The organism is Alteromonas sp. S167 (assembly GCF_036864375.1).
Taxonomy (GTDB): domain Bacteria; phylum Pseudomonadota; class Gammaproteobacteria; order Enterobacterales; family Alteromonadaceae; genus Alteromonas.
On the sequence record NZ_JAZETR010000002.1, the window covers coordinates 102242 to 126195 of the forward strand.

General features: G+C 44.2%; 21 protein-coding genes. 5 read left to right on the plus strand and 16 right to left on the minus strand.

What is annotated here, in order from left to right:
• The first annotated feature begins 80 nt into the window (after positions 1–80).
• From V7R35_RS03710 to V7R35_RS03720, 3 genes are read left to right on the plus strand one after another with little or no spacing between them, the layout of a single operon-like run.
• Positions 81–1799, plus strand: a complete 1719-nt coding sequence (locus V7R35_RS03710; protein WP_334013361.1) for a proline--tRNA ligase — start codon at positions 81–83, stop codon at positions 1797–1799.
• A 38-nt stretch (positions 1800–1837) separates the two neighbouring features.
• Entirely contained in the window at positions 1838–2680 is an 843-nt protein-coding gene (locus V7R35_RS03715) for an MBL fold metallo-hydrolase (RefSeq protein WP_334013362.1), read from the plus strand.
• 35 nt (positions 2681–2715) lie between these two features.
• Entirely contained in the window at positions 2716–3720 is a 1005-nt protein-coding gene (locus V7R35_RS03720) for a phospholipase A (protein ID WP_334013363.1), read from the plus strand.
• 57 nt (positions 3721–3777) lie between these two features.
• On the opposite strand, the gene V7R35_RS03725 is transcribed toward V7R35_RS03720, so the two are convergent.
• The 10 genes from V7R35_RS03725 to guaB all read right to left on the minus strand — a co-directional run bounded on the left by V7R35_RS03725 (position 3778) and on the right by guaB (position 15218).
• The gene (locus V7R35_RS03725) at positions 3778–4677 is read right to left on the minus strand and encodes a histone deacetylase family protein (protein WP_334013364.1); all 900 of its coding nucleotides are present in this window, start codon (positions 4675–4677) and stop codon (positions 3778–3780) included.
• Positions 4678–4749: 72 nt separating this feature from the next.
• A complete protein-coding gene (locus V7R35_RS03730) occupies positions 4750–6372 on the minus strand; it encodes a methyl-accepting chemotaxis protein (protein ID WP_334013365.1) in 1623 nt (540 codons plus the stop codon).
• A gap of 121 nt (positions 6373–6493) precedes the next feature.
• Entirely contained in the window at positions 6494–7225 is a 732-nt protein-coding gene (locus tag V7R35_RS03735) for a sulfite oxidase heme-binding subunit YedZ (protein WP_334013366.1), read from the minus strand.
• A complete protein-coding gene (gene msrP, locus V7R35_RS03740) occupies positions 7188–8039 on the minus strand; it encodes a protein-methionine-sulfoxide reductase catalytic subunit MsrP (RefSeq protein WP_334013367.1) in 852 nt (283 codons plus the stop codon). The genes V7R35_RS03735 and msrP overlap by 38 nt, the downstream gene beginning before the upstream one ends.
• On the minus strand, positions 8039–8737 hold the full coding sequence (locus tag V7R35_RS03745; RefSeq protein ID WP_334013368.1) for a cytochrome c: 699 nt from the start codon (positions 8735–8737) through the stop codon (positions 8039–8041). The genes msrP and V7R35_RS03745 overlap by 1 nt, the downstream gene beginning before the upstream one ends.
• 15 nt (positions 8738–8752) lie before the next feature.
• The gene (locus tag V7R35_RS03750) at positions 8753–9067 is read right to left on the minus strand and encodes a plastocyanin/azurin family copper-binding protein (RefSeq protein ID WP_334013369.1); all 315 of its coding nucleotides are present in this window, start codon (positions 9065–9067) and stop codon (positions 8753–8755) included.
• Positions 9068–9077: 10 nt separating this feature from the next.
• A complete protein-coding gene (locus tag V7R35_RS03755) occupies positions 9078–10100 on the minus strand; it encodes a cytochrome-c peroxidase (RefSeq protein ID WP_334013370.1) in 1023 nt (340 codons plus the stop codon).
• The gene (locus V7R35_RS03760) at positions 10097–11713 is read right to left on the minus strand and encodes a methyl-accepting chemotaxis protein (protein WP_334013371.1); all 1617 of its coding nucleotides are present in this window, start codon (positions 11711–11713) and stop codon (positions 10097–10099) included. Before V7R35_RS03760 ends, V7R35_RS03755 begins: the two co-directional genes overlap by 4 nt.
• A 288-nt stretch (positions 11714–12001) precedes the next feature.
• Complete coding sequence (guaA, locus tag V7R35_RS03765; RefSeq protein ID WP_334013372.1) at positions 12002–13579, minus strand: glutamine-hydrolyzing GMP synthase; 1578 nt, start codon at positions 13577–13579, stop codon at positions 12002–12004.
• Positions 13580–13748: 169 nt separating this feature from the next.
• The gene (gene guaB / locus V7R35_RS03770; protein ID WP_334013373.1) at positions 13749–15218 is read right to left on the minus strand and encodes an IMP dehydrogenase; all 1470 of its coding nucleotides are present in this window, start codon (positions 15216–15218) and stop codon (positions 13749–13751) included.
• Positions 15219–15318: 100 nt separating this feature from the next.
• Here guaB and xseA point away from each other — a divergent pair, with 100 nt between their 5' ends.
• Together xseA and V7R35_RS03780 are read left to right on the plus strand one after the other, a co-directional pair.
• Positions 15319–16686, plus strand: a complete 1368-nt coding sequence (gene xseA / locus V7R35_RS03775; RefSeq protein ID WP_334013374.1) for an exodeoxyribonuclease VII large subunit — start codon at positions 15319–15321, stop codon at positions 16684–16686.
• Positions 16687–16756: 70 nt separating this feature from the next.
• Positions 16757–17797 carry a hypothetical protein gene (locus V7R35_RS03780; protein ID WP_334013375.1) on the plus strand — a complete coding sequence of 347 codons (1041 nt, stop codon included), beginning with the start codon at positions 16757–16759 and terminating at the stop codon, positions 17795–17797.
• A 7-nt stretch (positions 17798–17804) separates the two neighbouring features.
• On the opposite strand, the gene V7R35_RS03785 is transcribed toward V7R35_RS03780, so the two are convergent.
• From V7R35_RS03785 to hisS, 6 genes are all read right to left on the minus strand, one after another.
• Positions 17805–18047 carry a hypothetical protein gene (locus V7R35_RS03785; RefSeq protein ID WP_334013376.1) on the minus strand — a complete coding sequence of 81 codons (243 nt, stop codon included), beginning with the start codon at positions 18045–18047 and terminating at the stop codon, positions 17805–17807.
• Positions 18048–18437: 390 nt separating this feature from the next.
• On the minus strand, positions 18438–18644 hold the full coding sequence (locus tag V7R35_RS03790; RefSeq protein WP_334013377.1) for a hypothetical protein: 207 nt from the start codon (positions 18642–18644) through the stop codon (positions 18438–18440).
• A gap of 251 nt (positions 18645–18895) precedes the next feature.
• A complete protein-coding gene (der, locus tag V7R35_RS03795; protein WP_334013378.1) occupies positions 18896–20341 on the minus strand; it encodes a ribosome biogenesis GTPase Der in 1446 nt (481 codons plus the stop codon).
• A gap of 329 nt (positions 20342–20670) precedes the next feature.
• A complete protein-coding gene (gene bamB, locus V7R35_RS03800) occupies positions 20671–21930 on the minus strand; it encodes an outer membrane protein assembly factor BamB (protein WP_334013379.1) in 1260 nt (419 codons plus the stop codon).
• A 44-nt stretch (positions 21931–21974) separates the two neighbouring features.
• The gene (locus V7R35_RS03805) at positions 21975–22595 is read right to left on the minus strand and encodes a YfgM family protein (protein WP_334013380.1); all 621 of its coding nucleotides are present in this window, start codon (positions 22593–22595) and stop codon (positions 21975–21977) included.
• Positions 22596–22607: 12 nt separating this feature from the next.
• Positions 22608–23891, minus strand: a complete 1284-nt coding sequence (gene hisS, locus V7R35_RS03810; protein WP_334013381.1) for a histidine--tRNA ligase — start codon at positions 23889–23891, stop codon at positions 22608–22610.
• Positions 23892–23954 lie beyond the last annotated feature (63 nt).

Below are 23954 nucleotides of genomic sequence, written 5' to 3' on the forward strand. Positions count from 1 at the left end.
ACACGTTTGTAGCGAAATCGTTCGCAGTTAATTAGAATACGCCAAATCAAAGAAAAATTTTTACAGGAAACCTGCTTTACATGCGCACTAGTCAATATTTGCTTGCCACGCAGAAAGAAACACCTGCTGATGCAGAAGTTATTAGCCACCAGCTTATGCTGCGTGCTGGTATGATTCGAAAGCTAGCCTCTGGCCTATACACATGGCTACCGTCTGGCCTTCGAGTGCTAAACAAAGTTGCCAATATTGTTCGTGAAGAAATGAACAAAGCAGGTGCTATTGAAGTGCTTATGCCTGTGGTTCAGCCCGCTGACCTGTGGGAAGAGTCAGGCCGCTGGGAAGAGTATGGACCAGAGCTTCTGCGCATAAAAGATCGCCACCAGCGCGACTTTGTATTGGGTCCAACGCATGAAGAAGTTATTACGGCATTAGTGCGCAACGAAATAAGCAGCTACAAGCAGCTTCCGTTGAACTTATATCAAGTTCAAACAAAGTTTCGTGATGAAGTACGTCCTCGCTTCGGTATTATGCGCGGTCGTGAGTTCACTATGAAAGATGCGTACAGCTTTCACCTTGAAGACAGCTGTTTGGAAGAGACGTATCAGAAAATGTATGACGCATACTGCAACATTTTCTCTCGTATGGGCTTAGACTTTAGAGCCGTTATTGCTGACTCAGGCTCTATTGGTGGTAACCATTCACATGAGTTCCACGTATTAGCCGACTCTGGTGAAGATGCCATTGCCTTCTCTACAGGCAGTGATTATGCCGCTAACGTTGAAATGGCTGCCGCTGTTGCGCCACAAAAAGCACAGGCGTCAGGTGCAGCTGTAGAAACGAAGGATGCAAAAGGTAAAGACTTCGAGAAGATCCTTAAGAGCATTGACGCAGATGTAACCAATGCTGTGAAAGTTGTTGTGGTTAAAGCCGCAAATGCGACTGATGATAAAGGTGAAGAAATCCAGGCAGACAATTGGGTTGCACTAGTGCTTCGCGCTGACCACGAACTAAACGACGTTAAAGCCGAAAAAATTGAAGGCGTTGCGACGCCGTTAGTTGAAGCGTCGCTCGATAAAGCCAAAGAAGTGCTTGGCGTAGTGCCATACTTTGCAGATGCTTCAAACCTTTCAATCCCTACGTTTGTGGACGCTAGCGCTGCTGCACTGGCCGATTTCACAACCGGTTCGGGCGTAGGTGGTAAACTTAACACCAACGTCAACTGGGCAGACAATGTTCAAGCCGTAGATATCAGAAACGTAGTAGCTGGTGATGCATCTCCAGACGGTAACGGTACACTAGATATTAAACGCGGCATTGAAGTTGGCCATATATTCCAGCTTGGCAGCAAGTACTCTGAAGCAATGAACTGCGGTGTACTAAGCGAAACAGGTAAACACCAAACACTTACCATGGGCTGCTATGGTATCGGTGTGTCGCGCATTGTTGCTGCTGCAATTGAACAGAATCACGATAAGTTCGGCATAAAGTGGCCAGATCCTATTGCGCCGTTTAAAATTGCAGTAATACCTATGAATATGCACAAGTCACATCGCATTAAAGAAGTGGCTGAGAAGCTTTACCAAGATCTTCTAGACTTAGGTGTTGAAGTACTGTTTGACGACCGTAAAGAGCGCCCTGGTGTGATGTTCAATGACATGGAGCTTATCGGTATTCCTCACAGTATTGTCATTGGTGAAAGAAACTTGGATAATCAACAAGTTGAATATAAGAACAGACGTACTGGCGAGAAGCAGTTATTAGACATTAGTGCCGCGAAAGACTTCGTAGCCGCACTCTAACATCTGAACTTGCCCTGCAAAGGTAAGGAAAAGGGCGTATGCGGTTAACATTTTATGGCGTTAGAGGGTCTATCCCCACTCCGGGAGAAGATTTTATACGTTATGGTGGTAACACCGCATGCGTTCATATTGAGCTAGAGGATGGTACTGATATCATCCTCGACTCAGGTACAGGTATTCGCAAACTCGGCGAACAACTTGCAAGAAAGCAAACTCCCATCTACCTGCTGTTAAGCCACAACCATTGGGACCATATTCAAGGTTTCCCCTTCTTTCTGCCCATTTATCAAGAAGGCCGCGATATCAATATTTATCCTGGCTTAACAACCTTGAATGAACCAGATCAAATTTTAAAGCAGATGGAAGGTTCACTATTCCCTGTGCCTCGTGAAGCATTAAAAGCCAACATTCAAATAATTGAGCTGAATGACGAGCAAAACAGATTTGAGATCGGCAGCGCGATAATTCACCGGTTACCAATGAACCACCCAGGGAAAGGCAGCGCTTATTGCATTGAAGCCGATGGCGTGAAAGTAGCCTACATCACTGATAATGAGCTTTACCCTCCTTATAAAAAAGAAACTGATTTTCTGGATTTTGTAAAATTTGCCAGCGATGCTGATGTGCTTATCCACGATGCGCAGTACATGTTATCAGATATGCCGGCAAAAACCGGTTGGGGTCATAGCGTTGCTGAAGAAGCAGTGAAATTGGCAATGGCCTGCAATGCTAAGCAATTGGCGTTGTACAGTCATGATCCAGAACGTACCGACGACGATATAGATGACGTAGTTACCCATTGTAATAGTTATGTCACTATTGCTGAGTCTACATTACAAGTATTTGCATCTCGCGAAGGCCAAACACTGGACTTCAGTTAAGCACAAAAACAACCCCTATCATGGAGATACAAAACGTGTCAGTGTTAAAGCCCTTATTCGTTACTGCTATACTCATATTTTGCTGTGCTGTACAGGCACAAACGCGTCCTGCTGATTACGACGAGAAAAATCTCTCGGCGCCCAAGCAAGAAAACACAGCAGAAGAGCAAGATACCGCTAGTGAAAAGTCGGGTATCGAAATTATCGATATCATAAAGCGAGATACCACAACAGAAAGCGCACTAGATGCTAGGCTAGAGGGCGATAAAGAAGCCCTGGATAATGTTTTTGCAATTACACAGCACCGACAAAACTACCTTCTGCCCTACACTTACGTGTCGTCGCCAAACGCGCTAGGTAATGAAGACCTCACCGATGATAACGTAGACAACACTGAAGCAAAGTTTCAAGTTAGCGCTAAGCTACCGCTTTATTTAGAAGAGACCGGCTTTGATGGGCTGTACTTTGGTTTTACGCTGACTTCGTTTTGGCAACTGTATAACAGTGAAGTATCAAAACCGTTCAGAGAAACAAACTACGAGCCCGAAGTTTTCTGGCAAGAAACCGCAGACTATTCGGTACTTGGCTATAAATTCAATACCTTTCAAGTTGGCTTTAACCATATGTCGAACGGCCAAAGCGGTATTCGCTCACGCAGCTGGAACAGAATTTTTGCGTCAATCGTGTTTAGCGACGACGACGATATTTACTATCTAAAAACCTGGTATCGCATACCAGAAGACGAGAAAGAAGACCCTACGGATCCAACCGGCGATGACAATCCTGACATCCAAGATTTCTATGGCAGAATGGAATTCGGGTATGGAAGAAAAATAGGTGCATTTAAAATGATGGCGCTACTGCGTAATAACCTTGATTTTAGCGATAACCGCGGCAGCATTCAGCTTGACCTAACCTATCCTATTTCAGATAGATACGATTTATTAATTCAGTATTTTAACGGCTATGGCGACTCACTAATTGACTATAACCGCTCGCAAGAACGAATTGGTATTGGTTTCCAGCTACAGTTTTTATAAAAAGGCAAACTGACAGGTGCAGCAAACTATGCGCACCTGCATAAACGTTTTAGGGTATTAAGCTATCACACCCGCCGCGCGATACAGCTGCAGATGCACATCAACAAGGGCATCAATATCGCGCTGATACCCTCCCCCAATCACAGCTGCAATTGGCACGCCCAGTCGCTCAGCCATGTCAAAGACCAAGCAATCACGTTGATAAACACCCTCTGTGGTAATGTGTAAATGCCCTAAGTCATCATTAATGTGCACATCAACGCCTGCGTCGTAGATAATAGCGTCGGGTTGAAACTGTCGTAACGCAATCGTTAATGCCTGTTCCAGTACCGTGAGATATTCATCATCCCCCGTACCTTTTGCTAACCCAATATCAATATCTGATTGCTGTTTTCTGTAGGGAAAGTTTTTTTCACCGTGGATAGAAAGCGTAAAGATGTCGCTATCATTTTCAGCAAGTTTTGCCGTGCCATCACCTTGGTGAACATCTAAATCGACAATTAGCACATTGTCGATGTTCTTGTCTTGCTGCATGGTTTTAGCGGCGATGTACAAATCGTTAAATAAGCAAAATCCCGAACCAAAATCGGAGAACGCGTGATGATAACCACCGGTGAGGTTGAGCGCTTTACCGGCTTCAAGCGCAAGCTGTGCAGTTAGTCGCGTTCCAGCGACCGCCGTGCGCGTTCTCTCAATAAGCTGCTGTGACCATGGAAACCCAATACGTCGCATTGCCTTGGGGTCAAGAGTGCCGGTTGTTAATGCACCAACATAGTCACTTGAGTAATAGCGAACAAGCTCACTATCGCTTATGGGCTCTGGCGTGATAAAGCGAGACGTTTCTATACCTCTCGCAATTAATGCATCGCGAATACCAACATATTTTTCTATTGGGAATCGATGACGCTCGGGTAAATCGAGCTGGCTATAAATAGGATGGAAAACGAGTGGGATCATGAAACACTATGTACCTCAAGCGCATAAAAAAGGGAGCCACCTGCTCCCCTTTCTTATACTGTCAAAGCGACGCTAGCGGGTCAAACTATTCACCACTTTTTCAACGTTAAGTGACATACTTTTCATTGAACGTGACATGTCGTCTTTTTGAGAAAGTTCATGATAACGTTCAGATGACGTCACAACATTATTGATAATTGCTTCTACCTGATGAAGCACAGCTTCCTGTTCGTCAGCCGCTTCATTGAGCGCCACTACAACACTGGCTGTTTCTTTAATGTCGCTGACAACATTGTTGAGTGTTTCAAGTGCAGTAGCAGCCTCTTCTGCATTATTGTCTGAAAGCTGTTTACCCGACGCCATAGCATTAACAGCTCCTTTTGCCTCAGCCTCAAAACTACTAAGAATATCGTTAATCTCTTTGGTAGATTGCTGCGTTTTGGCAGCGAGTGCTCGTACTTCATCTGCAACAACGGCAAAACCACGGCCATGCTCACCAGCACGAGCAGCTTCAATGGCCGCATTAAGCGCTAGTAGGTTGGTTTGATCTGCAATTTCGTTAATTACGTTCACAACTTTTAGTATGTTGGTACTTCTACTTTGTAGCTCAGCCACAATATTACTCGACTCTGTTACCGTTTTGGCAAGCTGTTTAAAGCCCAAATTGGCTTTCTCAAACGTGGTATAGCAGCTGGCAACATTCATCTCTGAATTATTAGTAGCAACAGCCACTTGGTCAGTAATAGCGACTAAGCTTTGTACTATCTCGCGAAGTTTATCTGTACTGCTGTCTAGCGAACGAGAGGCGTCCCGCTGCTCTACAGCGCCGTCCATAATGGATTTACTTACGTTGCCAAGCGTACCAAAAGCACGCTCCATTTCAGTTTCTGCCTCACGCAGCTGTTCCACCGACTCTTTCAGTTTACTCTGAAGCGCACGTGCTGAATTTGCTAGCACGCCCAGCTCGTGTTTACTTGTGTACGTTAATGCGTAGTCGTAATTGCTGTTGGCTAAATTGGAAATGCATGAAGCTATTTGCTTGGTTGGCTTTATAACCTGAGTTCGAAGGCGAGAGACAACGTAAACAACGGATGCCAATGACAGAGCAATAGCTGCAAGCAAAATAACCCATAGCATAAAGCGAGTATTCGCTTTCAAATCCGCTATTGCATCTTCGCTTTGTTTGGCAATATCATCTGCAATGCTCGCAAGCAGCTTTGCAGGCTCACGATCTATGCCTCTCACATAGCCATCGCCTACTTTAGGATCGAAGTTCGACGTAACGAATGCCTCGTAGCCCTCTCGATATTTCGTCGCCATCACAGAATGTGCTTTAAGAAACTGCCTAATTTCTGACTTAGCCTTATCGCTTATGGCCTCATTACTTAACATAGCGTTGAACTGGCTTTTTATCTCAGCTTCTCTCTGCTTAAATCGCCCCCAGTACTTATCTAGATCATCTTTTTTGTGGCCACGTATAAGTACGTTTTTCCATTCCTGCACCTGTGTTTTAAACGTGCTTAGCACCATGTTCACATCGCGCTCAGATTGAACTAACGTATTTTCAAGCTCATCAAAAGAATTGAGCACCGAAAACGATTTAAAAATTGATGCGCTGTTAAGCAAAACAAGTAAAAAAAGGCTGGCAAGAACAGGGGTCATGACCAAGCGGCTGATGCTAGTGTAATTGAACACAAAAAAGACCTTAGGCAGAAAATATCCAACGATGTAACACCATTAGATGATCTTTTTGTGACAGCCCTGTTACACGTAAGGTATAAAATTAAATACTAATATATATAAATTTATACGAATACTATCGCTTGGCAAGCATTCCATCGTCATAGACGTTGGCACGAACCTTACGCCAGTTAAACCAAACCCGGTGCAACAGTAAAACCAGCGACAGAACAACCCAATACACTACAGCGCTTTCTCCTATTTTTTCCTCTAACGCATAGTGCAATAGAATAAGTAACGTTAGCGGATAGATACTTCGGTGTAGTACGCGCCAATTTTTTTTCAGCTTTTTCTGAACGATATCAGGACTTGTCAACGCCAAAAGCGTAAGCACTACGAAGCTTAACCATCCAATTGCAACAACAGGCCTTTGCTGCGCATCCCAAACTATTTCACCGAAAGACCAGTCCAATTCGAGCCACAGGTAAATAAGCATGTGTATCAATGCGAAGTGAGTACTAACGACACCTAAACTTCGACGCAATTTTATAAGCCAATTCCAGTCACTTAATCGCTTTCCGAAACGCGCCTTTAAATATTGACATAAAATGACGCACCAGCGCCTTAAAGGCGTTATTGCCAGCACAATAAAAAAATATATCAACGAATATTGACCAGAGAGCGACATCAACGTCTGGTAGGTGTTTGGTAAGTCGGCATAAAAACAATAGATGAGGTAAAGCGTTAGAAAAAAAGCCGAAAGGTAAATAATAATTCGAATTGCACTGACATGCGGTGCAGCGTTGTACCAAACACGTTTAACTTCATTATCAGGCGTATAGGGCCGCGACATCGCTTTCAAAGCCATTGTACATGAGTGTTTTTCTTTTTCTCTTTTCACCTAGCAGTAACTCTCTACGCTGACTCCACCTTGGGTGTGGTTGATTAGGGTTTACGTTGGCAAGAAAGTCATACTCTGACGGTACTGCTTGTTGCCACGACCCCACTGGCTGATTTTGTGTCAGCTCAATTCGGGTAATGGCTTTAATGCTTTTGTAACCATATTTCCATGGCACAACAAGACGAATGGGCGCGCCATTTTGCTTGGTAAGTGGTTTCTCGTACATTTTTGTGGCGAGCATTGTGAGCGGATGCATTGCTTCATCGAGTCTTAATCCCTCAACATAAGGCCACGGAAAATTACCTGTTCGCTGCATTGGCATCTCATCTGGTCGAAAAACGCTGTGAAACTTAACGTATTTTGCATTTTCATTGGGTTCTACCATCGACAATACATCTCGAAGCATTACGCCTTGCCAAGGAATAACTGCTGTCCACCCCTCAACACATCGCATGGGATAAGTACGCGACACATCATCAGGCAAAATAGAGAGCTCCACTTGAATTGGCTTCTTTACTTCGCCATCTATGGTTAACGTCCAAGGTGACACCGAAAACGCTTTCGCTAAATGATGAATCATCTGTTTATTACTAGAAAATTCGTAGTAGTTACAGTAGGTGGTTGCCCGCTTCTCGGACGTGACAGAAATTTCAGAAGCGCCTCTTGCAGGCGAAACTAGTCCACCTGCAACAAGACCACATGCGATAGCTTGCTTTATTAACAGGCGGCGAGATTTGTATATCGCCTCATCAGTTATAGGAAAACGCGTAAACCGTTTCATTACTTTCTCAGCGTCACGATATAATCTACAACATGGCCAATCTCTTCTTGAGTAAGTTGGTCGCCCCAAGGAGGCATCTGACCAGAGCGTTTCATCCCCTCACCACCTTTCGTTACGATATCAATTAAATACTCTTTCGGCAGACGCGATAATGTTAAATTAAAAGGTGGTGGTGATTTTATAATTTTGCTCATTCGCCCATCACCCTGGCCTGAAGCGCCATGGCAAAGTACACAGCGTGTTTCATAAATATCACGCCCGGCAAATATAGACTGTTCAGACGACGCTGCGTTAACCGACGCTAACAAATTCAAGCCTTTATCAGTGTCCTCTTTTAACAGCATAAGAAAGTCGACTACGCTCTCTAACTCTGTCCACGAAAGTTCTGCGCCCATTGGAGGCATATAGTCAGAAATGCTATCAAGAGACGCACCGTGTGTGACGATATTCTGTATTTCTTGCTCATTGCGCTGTCTAATACGTTGAAGCAAATTGGTATTGGGGTATCCCTTTAGCTTCATGGGCAGTATACCTTCCCCCATTGCTTGTGAGCCATGACACAAAACGCAGCGCTGTTGATAAACCTTTGCACCAATCTGAATTGATGGGGTTGTATCCTCGGCATGCACCGTACTTAACAAACATGGGAATAATATGAGCAATACAACAACAGCATGCTTGAAATTGCTGGCGTTCATGAGCATAGTCCTTTTTTATTCTTTCACATGTATGACCATTTTCATGGACGGATGAATCGCACACTCAACCTCAACTTCACCTGCTGTATCGAATTGAATGTCGCGGTGCTCTCCTTTCGGGAACGAACCTAAGTCAAACAAGGCCGCATCAGAAAGCGAAAACACATTGTGAAAAAAGTCATCTTCGTTTAAAAAACGAACCGTATCACCAACCGAAATTTCAACGTTTTTAACGGTAAAAGCCTTATCCTTTTGTCCAACAACAACCGGTTCGTTTGCAAATAGCGTAGTGCTTGTAAAAAACAACATTAAAGAGAATATCAGTTTCATAAATACCGCCTTATAGTGGGAGAATTGGTAAAACAAATTCTTTTCGTGGTGTAGTTAGCGACTCCATAAATGCAACAAGATCTAACTTTTCTTGCTCTGTCAGGTTCAGTGCTTTCATGTTTGGCGATAGATTGTCTTTAACGACCCCGCCTTTTGCGTAGTGCTCTACAACTTCATCAAGCGTATTGGCGCTTCCATCATGAAAATAAGGTGCAGAAAGCGTGATATCGCGAATTGTTGGTGTTTTAAATGCGCCCTTCATAAGCTTTAGCGGCCGCTGTGTATACCTTCCTAAATCTGGATTTTCGTTTCCATAAGACGCTAAACCTAAGTTATGAAAACCATTATCTGTGAAATTAGGCGCACTGTGGCACACCGCGCAATTTCCTTTCTTAGGATCAACAAACACCTTAAATCCGCGTATTTGTTGTTCGGTTAGCGCATTCTTGTCGCCCCTTACCCATGCATCAAATGGCGAATTTCTGCTAACTACCGTGCGTTCAAACGAGGCAAGGGCTTTCGCAATTTGCGCTACACCAATTTCGTCAGTGCCAAATGCGTTCTTGAAATGTTGTTGATAGTCAGAGCTTTTCAAAAACTGCACAAGCTTGGGTATATCCATGTTCATTTCAGCAGAATTACGCATTGGCCCTATGGACTGATCTTCAAGGGTTTGCTCGCGTCCGTCCCACATCTGAATATCGTTGTATGCCGTGTTCGTGATGACAGGTGATGCACGTCCAAGCACCATGCTTTTGTGACCTCTAGCCGTTGCTTGCCCATCGGACCATCCAAACAACGGAGAATGGCATGTGCCACACGACATGTTTCCATCACCGCTCAAACGAGGGTCGAAAAAGAGCATTTTTCCCAACTCAATTTTTTCTTTGGTTAACGGATTATCATCCGGTGTCGGAACTTCAGCAGGAAGTAACCATTCTTTAAGTGATGGATGACCTGCTTCAAAAACGTATTCTTCGGCTAGAAGGTTGGTGGATATCAACACGCATAATGCACACAAAAGGGTTTTCACGTTGCATCTCCCGTTATCTTGAAATAAGAAACAAGCGACTGCAGCCTGCTTGACGATTGTGCCAAACTATCTGAAAGGCCTTCCATATCGGCAACAGACAGTGTGGTGGAATCTATGACTTCCTTGAGCTTTTCCATCGCTTCAATAATGGCGCGCGTCTCATCGAGTTGTTGATCGCCTATGTTTGATGCTTCTTCAATGCGCCCTTCGCTACTTCGAATAAGCGATTCAGCATTCAAAATATTCTCAAGCGTCGACTCAAATTCCTGCTCTTGCTCGGAAACTTTTGTACTGGTCTCATTCATTTGAGACACCATTTCTGACACGCTCGTGGTAAGTTGCTGTGCCAATGCTGCAATTTCGTCGACCGAGTCGTTAGAGCGTGATGCAAGGCTTCTTACTTCATCCGCTACAACAGCGAAACCTCTGCCACTTTCGCCCGCTCGCGCAGCTTCGATAGCAGCATTGAGCGCAAGTAAATTAGTTTGCTCAGAAATAGCCGCAATATTTTCAGAAATTGATGTAATATTTTGTACTGCGAGCCCCATTTGCTCTGCGCATTGATTTGATACGTTGATAGATGTAATCACTTCGGCGATATTGCTTTTTGTCACTTGGGCTTGCTGAAGGGCTTCGAGGGCCTTTTTACTCGCATCAGCACTCATGGTTTTTACTGTGTGTAATTCGTCCGCTGTTTTCTCACTCAACGATATATTGGTTTGTGCACTTTCATCTATCCGTTGGTAAGTTGATGTGAGCGCTGTTACCCGTGCGATAGAATTCTCAGTTGCCTGTTTTACTACTTCGGCGTCACTATTTAGCCCTTTGGCTCGCTTCGATATTTGTTGTACGGTCTTTTCAATTTTAGACAATGTTACGGCAATCGAGTCATTCACCTCACCAATTTCACATTTACTGCGCTTTTCAACGCGACTAGTTAAATCCCCCTCACTGAATTTAGCCAGCACTGTACGCACATAATTAAGCCTATCCTTCAATGTTTTGCCGAAGTAAAGCGCAATACCGAGTGAAGCTAAGGCGCCTATCAATGAAAAAGTAACAAGAGAGTACATAAGTTTTGTATTCTGTGATGCATTTGCATTTTTTAGCTCAGTCAGTTTTTCAGACTCTCTTTTTACTAGCGACAGACTTATTTTTTCAAGCTCAGAGATAAGTGGCTTCATTTCGTTTGCAATGTTCATTGCTTCTGCATCTGAATTGCGCTTCGCCTTTCCGATGACCTGCATTTGACGGGGTTTTATTTCGTCAAATAGCGCTCGCATACGCTGCAAACTACTATCATTGCCAAGCGCCTCTTTTAGATTTGTTAACTCTTCTTCTACTGTAGAAGTAGCTTTGATAGTTGCAATAGCACTGACGCGTATGTCACCAGGAGTGGATGCAGCTATTAAAGATTTTACTTCCGCATTAAGCGCTAAATTGGCGACCATAAAAGACAGTGACATATCCTGACGGCTTTTCAGTTCGTCAATAGCTTGCTGTAGTGATTCGCTTTGAGAAAGGAGTGTGTTTGATGCTAAACCCACAATGGAAAGACATACCAATATTGGCACCGCGCCAACAAGGTATAGTTTAAACTGCCAACTTGCCATGTTTTGGTTTCGAAACATCCTGTCAATTCTTCTTAAGTTTAAATATTAAATGCTCTTAACAGAAGAATAGTAGAGTTCAAAAATCGCGCAAATTTACAAACGAGTAAATTGTTAATAGTGAGAGGGGTTTAACAATATAACCATGCTAAATGGGTTCTTTAGCATTCGTCATTGCTGAGATTAATAACTACCGCCTAATATATTAATTTTTTTTAATCAAAGTGAATTGGTCAATTAAAAAAGGAAGCACTATCGCTTCCTTTTTTATGAGCTAATGAAACGTGAGTATTACTCCCACTCAATCGTTGCCGGCGGCTTACCAGAAATATCGTAAACCACGCGGCTAATGCCGTCGATTTCATTGATGATACGGTTCGACACCTTGCCTAAGAAATCGTAAGGTAAGTGCGCCCAATGCGCTGTCATAAAGTCGATGGTTTCAACTGCTCGCAAGCTTACAACCCAATCGTATTTACGCGCATCCCCCATCACGCCTACTGAGCGCACTGGTAGGAATACGGTGAATGCTTGACTTACTTTTTGGTATAAATCAGCTGCATATAGCTCTTCAATGAAAATAGCATCAGCACGGCGAAGTAAGTCGCAATACTCTTTCTTAATTTCACCTAACACGCGAACACCAAGACCTGGCCCAGGAAATGGGTGACGGTAAAGCATGTCATACGGCAAGCCTAGCTCAAGACCAATTTTGCGTACTTCGTCTTTAAATAGCTCACGAAGGGGCTCAACAAGGCCTAACTCCATGTCTTCTGGAAGACCGCCCACGTTGTGATGCGATTTAATGACATGCGCTTTACCCGTTGCAGAACCCGCAGATTCAATTACGTCTGGATAAATAGTACCTTGTGCTAGCCACTTTGCGTTCTCGCGTTTGCCGGCTTCTTCGTCGAATACTCTAACGAACTCGTTGCCAATGGCTTTACGCTTAAGCTCAGGATCTTCAATGCCCTTTAAACGATCTAAGAATCTGTCTTCAGCGTCTACTCGGATGATGTTAAGCCCGAAATGATCGCCGAACATTTCCATTACTTGATCAGCTTCGTTCAAACGCAGTAAACCATTGTCTACGAACACACAAGTAAGTTTGTCACCAATCGCACGATGAAGAAGCATTGCTGTCACTGAAGAGTCAACACCGCCGGAAAGGCCTAGGATAACTTCTTCATCGCCTACTTTTTCTTTAATGCGCTCAATGGCATCATCGATGATTGCGCCAGCAGTCCAGAGCTTTTCACACTTACAAATATCCATAATGAAATGGGTAAGTAAACGCATACCTTGGCGTGTGTGTGTCACTTCTGGGTGGAATTGTACGCCATAGAACTGTTTTTCTTCGTTGTACATTGCGGCGTGCGGGCACGATGGCGTTTGTGCAATTGTTTCAAACCCAGCGGGTATAGATGCTACCTTGTCACCATGGCTCATCCACACGTCTAGAAGCGCACTGCCATTGTCGCTGATGGCATCTTCTATTTTGTCTAATAGTGGGCTTGGCTTAATAACTTCAACTTGTGCATAACCAAACTCACGCTTGTCAGAACCTTGTACCGCTCCGCCTAATTGCTCAGCCATGGTTTGCATGCCATAGCACACACCTAGCACGGGTACACCCGCTTCGAAAACGTATTGCGGAGCACGCGGAGAGCCGGCTTCGGTTACCGATTCCGGACCACCTGACAAAATAATGCCTTGCGGATTAAACTCGCGAATTTGCTCTTCGGTCACATCCCAAGCCCAAAGCTCACAGTAAACGCCAATTTCGCGAACACGACGCGCTATTAACTGCGTGTATTGCGAGCCAAAATCCAAAATAAGTATGCGTTGAGCGTGTATGTTTAAACTCATAAAAAGCCTTTTTCTCTTTCCAACCACTGTGCAACATGTCGCTAAATAGCGAAGGCAAAGTGTTTGTAAACAACCTGTCCGAGGCATGAATGCCGGGGCCAAGCTCTCAAGGATGGGTTTACAGCGTGGTTGTATAAAACACTATCACCACGCTGAGCGGTAACTCGCCTTAACCTAAACGGTAGTTTGGCGCTTCTTTGGTAATGCTTACATCGTGCACGTGACTCTCGCCCATGCCGGCTGCCGTTACACGTACAAACTTAGCTTTATTGTTAAGCTCTTCAATTGTTGCGCAACCCGTTAAGCCCATCGCCGAGCGCAAGCCGCCCATTTGTTGATGGATGATGTTCGCAATTGGACCTTTATATGCAACGCGTCCTTCAATACCTTCAGGTACTAATTTCTCCGCGTTATCAGATTCTTGGAAATAACGGTCAGATGAACCATGGCTTTGGTCCATTGCACCTAATGAGCCCATACCGCGGTAAGACTTGTAATAACGACCTTGGAAAAGCTCCACTTCTCCAGGCGCCTCTTCTGTTCCGGCTAGCATGCTGCCCACCATAACGCAGCTTGCACCTGCGGCAAGTGCTTTCGCAATATCGCCAGAGAAACGAATACCGCCGTCTGCAATAACAGGAATATCAGTATCTTTTAGCGCTTCAACCGCATCAGATACTGCTGTGATTTGTGGCACACCACAACCGGTAACAATACGTGTGGTACAAATTGAACCTGGGCCAATACCTACTTTAACCGCGTCAACGCCAGCTTCTGCCAACGCTTTTGCTCCGTCGCCTGTTGCCACGTTACCCGCAATAATTTGTACATCTGGATAGTCAGCACGCACTTTCTTAACACGGTCGATAACACCTTGTGAGTGACCATGAGATGTGTCGATAAGTAACACATCAACACCTGCTTCAATAAGTAATGCGATACGCTCATCAGTACCTGCACCAACACTTACCGCTGCTCCTACGCGAAGACGACCTAGCGAGTCTTTGCATGCATTAGGTTTGTTTTCAGCTTTCTGGAAGTCTTTAACGGTGATAAGACCTGTAAGCTTGTATGCATCATCTACAACAAGAATTTTTTCAATGCGGTGCTCGTGCATAAGGTCTAGTACAACATCAGAGCTTGCGCCTTCTTTAACAGTAACCAAATCATCCTTACCGGTCATTACGTTACTAATAGGAAGGTTTAAGCGCTTTTCAAAACGAAGATCACGACCTGTCACAATACCAATAAGGTTGTTGTCTTTATCGGTTACTGGGAAGCCTGAGTAACCAAGACGCTTTGAAAGAGCGATTACTTCGCCAATAGTTGCGTCTTTAGAGACCGTTACAGGGTCAGATACCACACCACTTTCGTACTTCTTCACTTCACGTACGTGCTTAGCTTGCTCTTCTGGTTTCATATTTTTGTGAATGAAACCAATACCACCCTCTTGCGCTAGCGCGATAGCTAGACGGGCTTCAGAAACCGTGTCCATGGCAGCAGACACCATTGGAATATTTAACGTTACGCCACGCGTAAGGCGTGTTTGTAAGTTTGCAGTGTGAGGGAGGACGGTCGAGTGGCCGGGAACCAGCAACACATCGTCGAACGTCAGGGCTTCTTGGATGATACGTAGCATGCAACAACACCTATTCAGTTGAGGGTTAATTGCGGCGCAATTGTAGTGTTTTTTAGTTTTCAGGTAAACTCTAAATGTATTAAACCCAGTGATTTTTTTTATGTTTACAAATTCGCCATCTACGTCTCGACAAATTTTAACAGTTACCAAGCTAAATCGCTTAGCCAGAACCGTGCTGGAAGGTGAAATTGGCCTTATCTGGCTGTCGGCTGAAATATCCAATTTTGTTGCCGCGGCATCAGGGCATTGGTACTTCACGCTTAAAGATAATAAAGCACAGGTTCGAGCTGCCATGTTTAAAGGGGCGAATCGCAATGTGCGAATTCGCCCGAAAGAAGGTGACAAAATATTAGTGCGCGCTTCTGTAGGGTTATATGAAGCTCGCGGTGATTATCAGCTTGTGGTTGAGCACATGGAAAGCGATGGTGAAGGTGCACTTAAACAAGCTTTTGAAGCATTGAAGTTTAAGTTGAATAGCGAGGGGCTATTTGATGCTGTAAACAAACGCTCGCTACCGCAACATGTGAATCGTATTGGTGTTATCACGTCTTCAAGCGGAGCTGCGCTTCACGATGTATTAAGCGTACTAAAACGTCGCAGCCCGCAAACCGAGGTAGTTGTGTACCCTTCTATGGTTCAGGGAGACACGGCATCGCTTCAACTTATTGATGCATTGCGCACAGCAAACCGTCGAAACGAAGTTGATGTAATATTGCTTACGCGCGGTGGTGGTTCACTTGAAGACTTATGGTGTTTTAACGATGAGGTGCTAGCGCGTGAAATTGCCGCGAGTTCCCTACCAATAGTCAGTGCAGTTGGCCACGAGGTGGACTTTACGATTGCTGATTTTGTTGCCGATGTTAGAGCACCTACCCCTTCAGCAGCAGCGGAGATTTTAAGCCAAGACTCAACAGCACTTCAACAAACGCTACATCAGTATACGCAACGTCTTACACGCGTGATGACGCATTATCTTCAAGCAAGTAAGCAACAGTTAACTCTTAAAAAACAGCGTTTGAACACGCTACACCCAGAGAGCAAAATTCAATATCAATGGCAGACGTTAGACCGTCTAAACCTGCGTTTGCAACATCAGATGCAGCGCGTATTCACTCATACAGAAAAGCGACATCAGCAGTTAAGTGCTCGCCTTGCCCAGCAGAGCCCTGTTTCTCAATTGGCGTTAGCTAAAGACAAGCTAGGCAGCACTACTTCCCGTCTATCAAGCGCATTAAATACCATTTTGCGAAACAAAAAAAACACGTTAGGTACAAAGGTGGCCTTGTTACAGTCGGTTAGCCCTTTGTCTACATTAGCCAGAGGCTATTCTATAACACTACTGGATGATGAGCCGGTGAGCAGTGTTTCAGATGTTAAAAAAGGTAAAAAATTAACGACAAAAGTATCAGATGGTGAGATAGTCAGCACCGTAACGCACGTTAAAGAAAACTCAAATTCTTCAAATTAAAATAGGCTATGGAGCAGCTATACAATGATGAGATGTGAAGCCTATTTGGTACTACACATGGAAAGTGAAAATGCGTAAATTGGCGCCCATTTCTACGCTATTTTTATCTTCTTTATTAGCACTGTTAATAACCTTGCTCGTAAGCGCTGGTCACGCACGGGCAAGTGCGTCGTATCATCATTCTTTATCAGTTTATTCAACATACCCCAGCAATGCGTTATTTCGTCAATGCGAAGCGCTAAAGAAAAGCAATAGCGAACAGTGCGTAGAGGATGCAATCCCTGTTGAACACTTTTTAGTTGCGCTGAAGAATTCGAATGCGTTTACTAGGTTAATGCCTTTTGAAGACGGTGGTGATTATGAATTGTTAATTGCAAACATGGGGCACACCGATGGCCAGTATGCAGAGTTCATTTTGCAGTGGCGTGGTCTTGAAATAAGCAGTACGCCATTGTCTTATAACAACCAACAAGTTTCTACTAACCAAGCAGCGTCAGTATTAGTAGACATGTGGCTTGAAAAAGTAAGAAAAGATAACGTTTTTTCCAATGTATTTCTTTTTTCAGCACTGCAAGCCAGCGACTACACCCAAGAATTATTCGTGCCCGATAAAATTGGCGATTTCACGAAATTAGAAACACAGCTTTACGACGACCCATTTAACGGTGCTATAACTCGTTATACACATTCGCAGTTCGAAGATGCACTAATTGACGTTACGGTATACCCATTTATGGAAGCTTTATCAGTGAAAGACGGCGAGTTGTTAAATGCGCAGCTTCTAGATGATGTAGCGAGGGCAGAACAAGTAGCGCAGTCTAAAGCATTGACACTAAGCCAACCGTCTCCGGCATCGCCCTACACTGTCAACAGTGATATTGTTGGCTGGCGAATTGGCCTTAAAGCAGAATCAGAAACATCGCCTACTCTTTATGCATCGACCTACGTGTTCAGACGAGGCGATAAAATTGTAAAGGTGTCGACAACGTTTCCAGTGCAGTTCTCAGACCCTATTGCCGATGAACTTATCGCGTCTATTAGCGTGCCAACAGAGTCAGTACTTATGAAAAATATTAGGCAGTTGTTGCAACAGAGTACGCAGGGCGACTAGCGCGATGCTACGCTAGCCTTACCTTAGCTCTAACTGCAACTTTTAGCTTACGTTTCATTCGATTAAGCTTAGCTGAAGCGGGTGAACCTGCATTTTTAGTTTGCTTCACAGCATTTCTGGTTTGCTTCGCAATGTTTTGATTCATCACATAATTACCACTTGAGGGTTTTGTCTCGTATTTATCAAACCAGTTATATACTTGGTCTTTTTTTAGTGCCTTAGTAAGGCGAAGATGTTCACTTGTAGACATAGTTAATCCTTTATCTTCAATAGTTACTTCACAGCTTTTATCTCAAAGCCTCTACCGCTAAACTTTTATGTCTTCGCTTCCATCATTGAAAGCGAGGTAATTAAGCCAATACAACGTTTGCTTGCCTTTCATCTAATTTGCCTTCCATTAGTTTCAATGCAAATTGAAAGCCACTGTTTATTTACTAACTCAATCGGTCTATAACCGTCGAATCGATTGGGCTTCAGTGACATCATGAAATTTGTGGTAGCGAATGAAAACAAAAAGGGGGGTGGGTAACCATTACATGAATCAGTAATAAATTTCAGGAAGTGAATTGTTATTAAAAACTATTTAGTCTACACATTAGAAACGCTTTTCCACTCCCGGCATTAAGTTTTAAGTTAGCAACTAACTCTTAAAAGCATGGTTTAATTTATGTTTTAACTGCATAAGTTTCTGATACTTTCTAGGTAAGGCGTATCCATCACCTTTCTTTAATTCTTGATTTAGAAGATAAGTCTCTTTGTTTGGGCTGCTTTCGTATTTATCAAACCAATTAAAAACTTCGTCTTTTTTAAGCGCTTTGTTTTTTAACTTAAAGTCACTTGAGGTCATAACAATTCCTAAAAACAACAAAGCATCCATTGCTTTATAAGGCTCACAGCTCAGCGAAACCAATAAAAAAGGTTATTTGGCTTCTACTCTATGTAAGAAGTTCACGAAACTTCCGCTTGTTCGAGTGCGAGAACACACAGCATTACATATCAAAGATATGCAGCTGTTTTTTGAATTAACGATTAAGTGTAAAGAATGGATGCAAGTTTCTGAGCCCTGAGTAGAAAGCTCAGGGCGAGGACAGCGCTGCGTTACTTCTTCTCTTTGTAATAAGACATCATGCGGCGACGTTTACGCTGTTGTGCAAGCGTAAGATTATTCTTTTTGCCTTCAAATGGGTTATTACCTTCACGGAATTCAATTTTTATTGGCGTTCCCATAATTTCTAGGGCTTTTCTAAAGTAGTTCATCAAAAAGCGCTTGTAAGAGCTTGGTAAATCGTCCACTTGGTTACCGTGAATAACGATTACTGGTGGATTATATCCTCCGGCATGAGCGTACTTCATCTTCACGCGACGTCCACGCACCAGTGGCGGCTGATGATCGTCTTGGGCCATTTCCATGATCTGCGTAAGCAATGCGGTATTAATACGCTTAGTAGCACTCATATAGGCTTCTTGAACCGATTCAAACAGATTACCGACACCAGAGCCGTGCAATGCTGAAATGAAGTGGATACGGGCAAAATCAATAAAGCCTAAGCGTCGGTCCATTTCGCGCTTAATCTCATCTTTAATATCGTTACTTAATCCATCCCATTTGTTTACCGCCACCACAAGCGAACGGCCAGAATTAAGTACAAAGCCTAAAAGGCTAAGATCTTGGTCGGTAATCCCCTCTCGCGCATCAATTACCAAAAGCACTACGTTTGCTTCTTCTATGGCTTGCAGGGTTTTTACTATTGAGAACTTTTCAACTGCTTCGCTAATTTTCTTGCGTTTTCTAACGCCCGCAGTATCAATAAGTATGTATTCGCGCTCGTCACGTTCCATAGGAATGTAAACGCTGTCGCGTGTGGTGCCAGGCATGTCATAAACAACAACGCGCTCTTCACCTAATATTCTGTTAGTAAGCGTAGATTTACCTACATTTGGCTTACCCACAATAGCAAGCTTAATAGGTAACTCTTGAAGACGCTGTCGTTGCGACTCGGCATCTTCGTCTTCCTGTGGCTCTTCGTCCACAATTTCCATATCAGGAAATTCAGATTCAAGTGGCGCCAAGGCATCTTGTAATAGCTGCGCTACACCACGGCCATGCGCAGCGGCTATTTGCTTAATGTCGCCAAGACCTAAAGAGTAAAACTCAGCACTTTCACTATCGCCGTCGATACCATCAACTTTATTTGCAACAACAAATACCTTCTTATTTATACGACGAAGGTGATCGGCAATACCCTGGTCGGCAGGTAACAAACCAGCACGAGCATCAACAAGAAACATCACTACATCGGCTTCTTCAATAGCCAAGAGTGATTGTTGCGCCATTTCCGCATCAATGCCTTCTTCATCACCCGTTATACCGCCCGTATCCACAACAATAAACTGGCGTCTATCAAATTTCGCTTGGCCATATTTACGGTCACGCGTAAGGCCGGGGTAATCAGCAACAAGCGCATCACGTGTATTAGTAAGACGGTTAAACAAGGTCGACTTGCCAACATTAGGGCGGCCAACCAAAGCAACAACGGGTAACATTTATCAGATCCTAAGGGTCATGAAAGCTAAAAAGCACAAACCGCAAGACTTAACACCTCATGCAACAGTTATTGAAGCAATTACAGAGCAGGTAAAAACGCTTGCGGCTTTGAAGAATGGCGCATTATACCTTGTTCAATGGTTAATACCAATGACGTTCAGTTTTTGATTGTAAGTTTGAAGAATGTTCACATTCTTTAGGAGTAGTCAGCAAAAACAAAAAAGCGAGCCTTTATTGTGGCTCGCTTTTTTAATTGAACAAATATGTATTGAATAACGCAGCGTGTTAGTTACCGCCTAGCTCTTTAGGTATAGCTACTTAGATATCGCTACTGAGGCATACTTACTGATGCAATAACGCCGCTTCGAGTAACAGCCACGATACGACCATCAACCTTAATTGGCTCTACATAAATGGAATCGTCATCATCATCACCACCAACATCTAAGCGAGCAACAACTTGTCCTGTCTCTTGTTCAATCCAATGCAAGAAGCCCCAGTTGTCGCCTACGACAACGTGGTCACCTATTGGTGTAGCTGCTGTTAAAGAACGTTGTTTAAGAGAGCTCTGCGACCATAGCTCAACACCGTTCCTTCTGTCTAATGCATACACGTTTGAGTTGTTATCTACAACAAAAATACGGTTACCGTCGATATTCAGGTTTCTAAAAGAAGCATATTCACGCTTCCAAATTACACGACCAGAACGCAGCTCAACTGCAGCCAATGTGCCATTAAACGATACCGTGTATATTGTGCCACCGAATAAAACTGGCGTTGTATCAATATCAACAATACGCTCTAACTCGGTCGCGCCCGTTGGCTTAGCAATGGCAGTTTCCCAAGCGAGCACACCAGAATCGATAAGGTTTACTTGAATTTTGCCCGTAGGTGTTCCAATGATGGCACCACCATTAGAGGCCACTGGGCCAGAGATACCGCGAAGTGTAAGCGGTGGCGTGTCGCCCTCATGGCGCCACACTTGCTCACCTGTTCTGGTATTAAAACCAAATAGGCTTCCAGCTCCCGTGTTTACCACTAAAATGCCTTCGTCAGCTGCTGGTGCTGCCAATATCTCGCCAGGAATACTCGCTTCCCACACAAGCTCACCGTTTTCAGCATCTAGTGCAGCAATGTAACCATTCTCTGTACCAATGAAAACGTGCCTGTCTGCAACGGCAATACCACCAATACGTGCAGTTTCACCGTCTTGCCATAACCGCGTTACCGGGCTCAACATCCCTTCATTACTAAAGGTTGCGAAGTTCTTTTCCCACAAAACTTTGCCTGTTTCAGGCTCCATCGCAACGACATTACCATGTCGCTCTGCAGCGTACAGTTTGTTGTAGGCATATACAGGGCGCAAACGAGAGAAATAGCGGTCTACGCCATTACCTATTTCACGCTCCCAGCTAATGGTTGGCTGAAATTTAGCATCAATGGGCTTTAATCGACGAATCTCTAGCTTTTCGTCGTCAGTAAACCAGTCTTCAATAGTAGAGCAGCCTGACAGCGTTACAGAAACAGCCATGGCCATTCCTATTACGCGAGCGGATCGACCTTTTCGGCCACACGTCTTGTGAAACAAATTGCGTACCTCTTTATTATGAATGCCAGTTATTTGGCTCGCGATTACTGACCAGCGGCAACAGACAAGTTGTCCAGCTTCATTTGTAATAGCGGGTTATTGGCATTTTTTTCTAACGCACTTGAGTAAGCTAGGCGAGCGTCGTCAAACTTTGACTGCTTTGCATACACATCGCCTTTCAATTCTGAAACTTCAGCTGAGAATGCGTCGTTTGTTACGTTGCCTAGCGTAGACAACGCCGCATCAAGCTGGTTCATTTCAATTTGTACTCTTGATAGACGAAGCGACGCGACAGCTTTCATTTCTTCGCTTTCGGCAAACGTTACAACGCGATTTAGGTGCGACGCAGCAGCGTCTAAATCACCAGAATCAACGGCTTGCTTAGCCGCAAGCAAACTTGCAATACTTGCATAGCCACTGTCTTTATTCGCTTCAATAAACGCATCAACCTTCGCTTCACCACCTTCAGCAGCTAGAGATTCAACGGCTTCTTGATAAGCAACAGACGCTGCCTCTTTGCTAGCAAGCTGAGTTTCTGAAAAGTAGCGCCAGCCCCATAGACCGCCAAGACCTAATGCAGCACCCACAATAATTGCAGTACCGTGCTCTTTCCAAAAACGCTTTATGGCTTCTACTTGTTGTTCTTCTGTTTCGAAACGTTCCATGATGTCCTCTTATTATTTTGCGCTAAGCATCTCTTGTACCTTATCGGCTAAGGTATCGAAGCTTACTGTAACTTGTTCTTGTCCATCGCGAAGTGGTTTAACACCTACCTCACGTGCTTGCATTTCATCAGAGCCCAAAAGCAGCGCAAGGCGTGCGCCCGTTTTGTCTGCGCGTTTAAGCTGTTTTTTAAAGTTTCCGCCACCACAGTGCATCATTACACGCGTATCCGTCAGTGTGTTACGCAAATGCTCTGCAACTTCCAATGCGTAAGGCTGAGCATCGTCGCCCATAGCGGTGACATAAACGTCAGCAAAGCTAGTATCTTTGCCTTCATCAGTTAGCGTGGTGAGCAACAGTACCAAACGTTCGATGCCCATGGCAAAACCAACTGCTGGCGTTGCTTTACCGCCAAGCTGCTCGACAAGTCCATCATAACGACCACCCGCACATACCGTACCTTGTGCGCCTAGGCTGTCGGTTACCCATTCAAACACCGTGCGATTGTAGTAATCAAGGCCGCGTACTAAGCGTGGGTTTATCTCAAATTCAATACCCGCTTGCGTTAAGCGAGAGCACAATGTTTCAAAATGAACTTTAGATTCTTCATCAAGGTGGTCGATAAGCGCTGGGGCATCTTCGATTGCCGCCTGAACGTCAGGATTTTTGCTATCTAAAACACGAAGTGGATTAGTTTCAAGGCGGCGCAACGAGTCTTCGTCTAGCTTATCAGCGCGCGCTTTCAAAAACTCTACTAGCGTGTCACGGTACGCTGCGCGCGCTTCGTTAGAACCTAACGTGTTAATTTGAAGCTTTACATGTTTTTCAATGCCAAATGCTTTCCAAAAGCGCGCACTTAACATAATGACTTCTAGGTCGATATCTGGCCCGTCCATACCGTACGTTTCAACACCAAACTGGTGAAACTGACGATAGCGACCTTTTTGCGGACGTTCATGGCGGAACATAGGACCCATGTACCACAAACGTTGCTGTTGGTTATACAACAGACCGTGCTCATTACCCGCGCGTACACAGCTTGCTGTACCTTCTGGGCGAAGCGTTAAGCTGTCACCATTGCGGTCTTCAAATGTGTACATTTCTTTTTCAACGATATCGGTAACTTCACCGATAGAACGCTTAAATAAATCTGTGCTTTCAACAATGGGCGTGCGTATTTCTTGGTAGCCGTAGCTCGCCACAACCTGACGAAGTACAGATTCTACCTTTTGCCATGTGCCGGAAATCTCCGGTAGGCAGTCATTCATGCCTCGAATTGCCTGAATAGTCTTAGCCACGTGAAATTCTCATACTGCTAAATAGTGAAAAGCCCCGCATTATAGGGGCTTTGGAAGTAAACA

Bases quoted from the DNA above. Each gene is read 5' to 3' on its own strand.
- msrP (WP_334013367.1), bottom strand. From the start codon at position 8,039: ATGAAACGGTTTACGCGTTTTCCTATAACTGATGAGGCGATATACAAA.
- xseA (WP_334013374.1), top strand. From the start codon at position 15,319: ATGTTTACAAATTCGCCATCTACGTCTCGACAAATTTTAACAGTTACC.
- V7R35_RS03750 (WP_334013369.1), bottom strand. From the start codon at position 9,067: ATGAAACTGATATTCTCTTTAATGTTGTTTTTTACAAGCACTACGCTA.
- V7R35_RS03745 (WP_334013368.1), bottom strand. From the start codon at position 8,737: ATGAACGCCAGCAATTTCAAGCATGCTGTTGTTGTATTGCTCATATTA.
- V7R35_RS03715 (WP_334013362.1), top strand. From the start codon at position 1,838: ATGCGGTTAACATTTTATGGCGTTAGAGGGTCTATCCCCACTCCGGGA.
- V7R35_RS03780 (WP_334013375.1), top strand. From the start codon at position 16,757: ATGCGTAAATTGGCGCCCATTTCTACGCTATTTTTATCTTCTTTATTA.
- V7R35_RS03710 (WP_334013361.1), top strand. From the start codon at position 81: ATGCGCACTAGTCAATATTTGCTTGCCACGCAGAAAGAAACACCTGCT.
- V7R35_RS03735 (WP_334013366.1), bottom strand. From the start codon at position 7,225: ATGGCTTTGAAAGCGATGTCGCGGCCCTATACGCCTGATAATGAAGTT.
- V7R35_RS03790 (WP_334013377.1), bottom strand. From the start codon at position 18,644: ATGACCTCAAGTGACTTTAAGTTAAAAAACAAAGCGCTTAAAAAAGAC.
- V7R35_RS03785 (WP_334013376.1), bottom strand. From the start codon at position 18,047: ATGTCTACAAGTGAACATCTTCGCCTTACTAAGGCACTAAAAAAAGAC.
- guaB (WP_334013373.1), bottom strand. From the start codon at position 15,218: ATGCTACGTATCATCCAAGAAGCCCTGACGTTCGACGATGTGTTGCTG.
- der (WP_334013378.1), bottom strand. From the start codon at position 20,341: ATGTTACCCGTTGTTGCTTTGGTTGGCCGCCCTAATGTTGGCAAGTCG.
- V7R35_RS03725 (WP_334013364.1), bottom strand. From the start codon at position 4,677: ATGATCCCACTCGTTTTCCATCCTATTTATAGCCAGCTCGATTTACCC.
- guaA (WP_334013372.1), bottom strand. From the start codon at position 13,579: ATGAGTTTAAACATACACGCTCAACGCATACTTATTTTGGATTTTGGC.
- V7R35_RS03760 (WP_334013371.1), bottom strand. From the start codon at position 11,713: ATGGCAAGTTGGCAGTTTAAACTATACCTTGTTGGCGCGGTGCCAATA.
- V7R35_RS03805 (WP_334013380.1), bottom strand. From the start codon at position 22,595: ATGGAACGTTTCGAAACAGAAGAACAACAAGTAGAAGCCATAAAGCGT.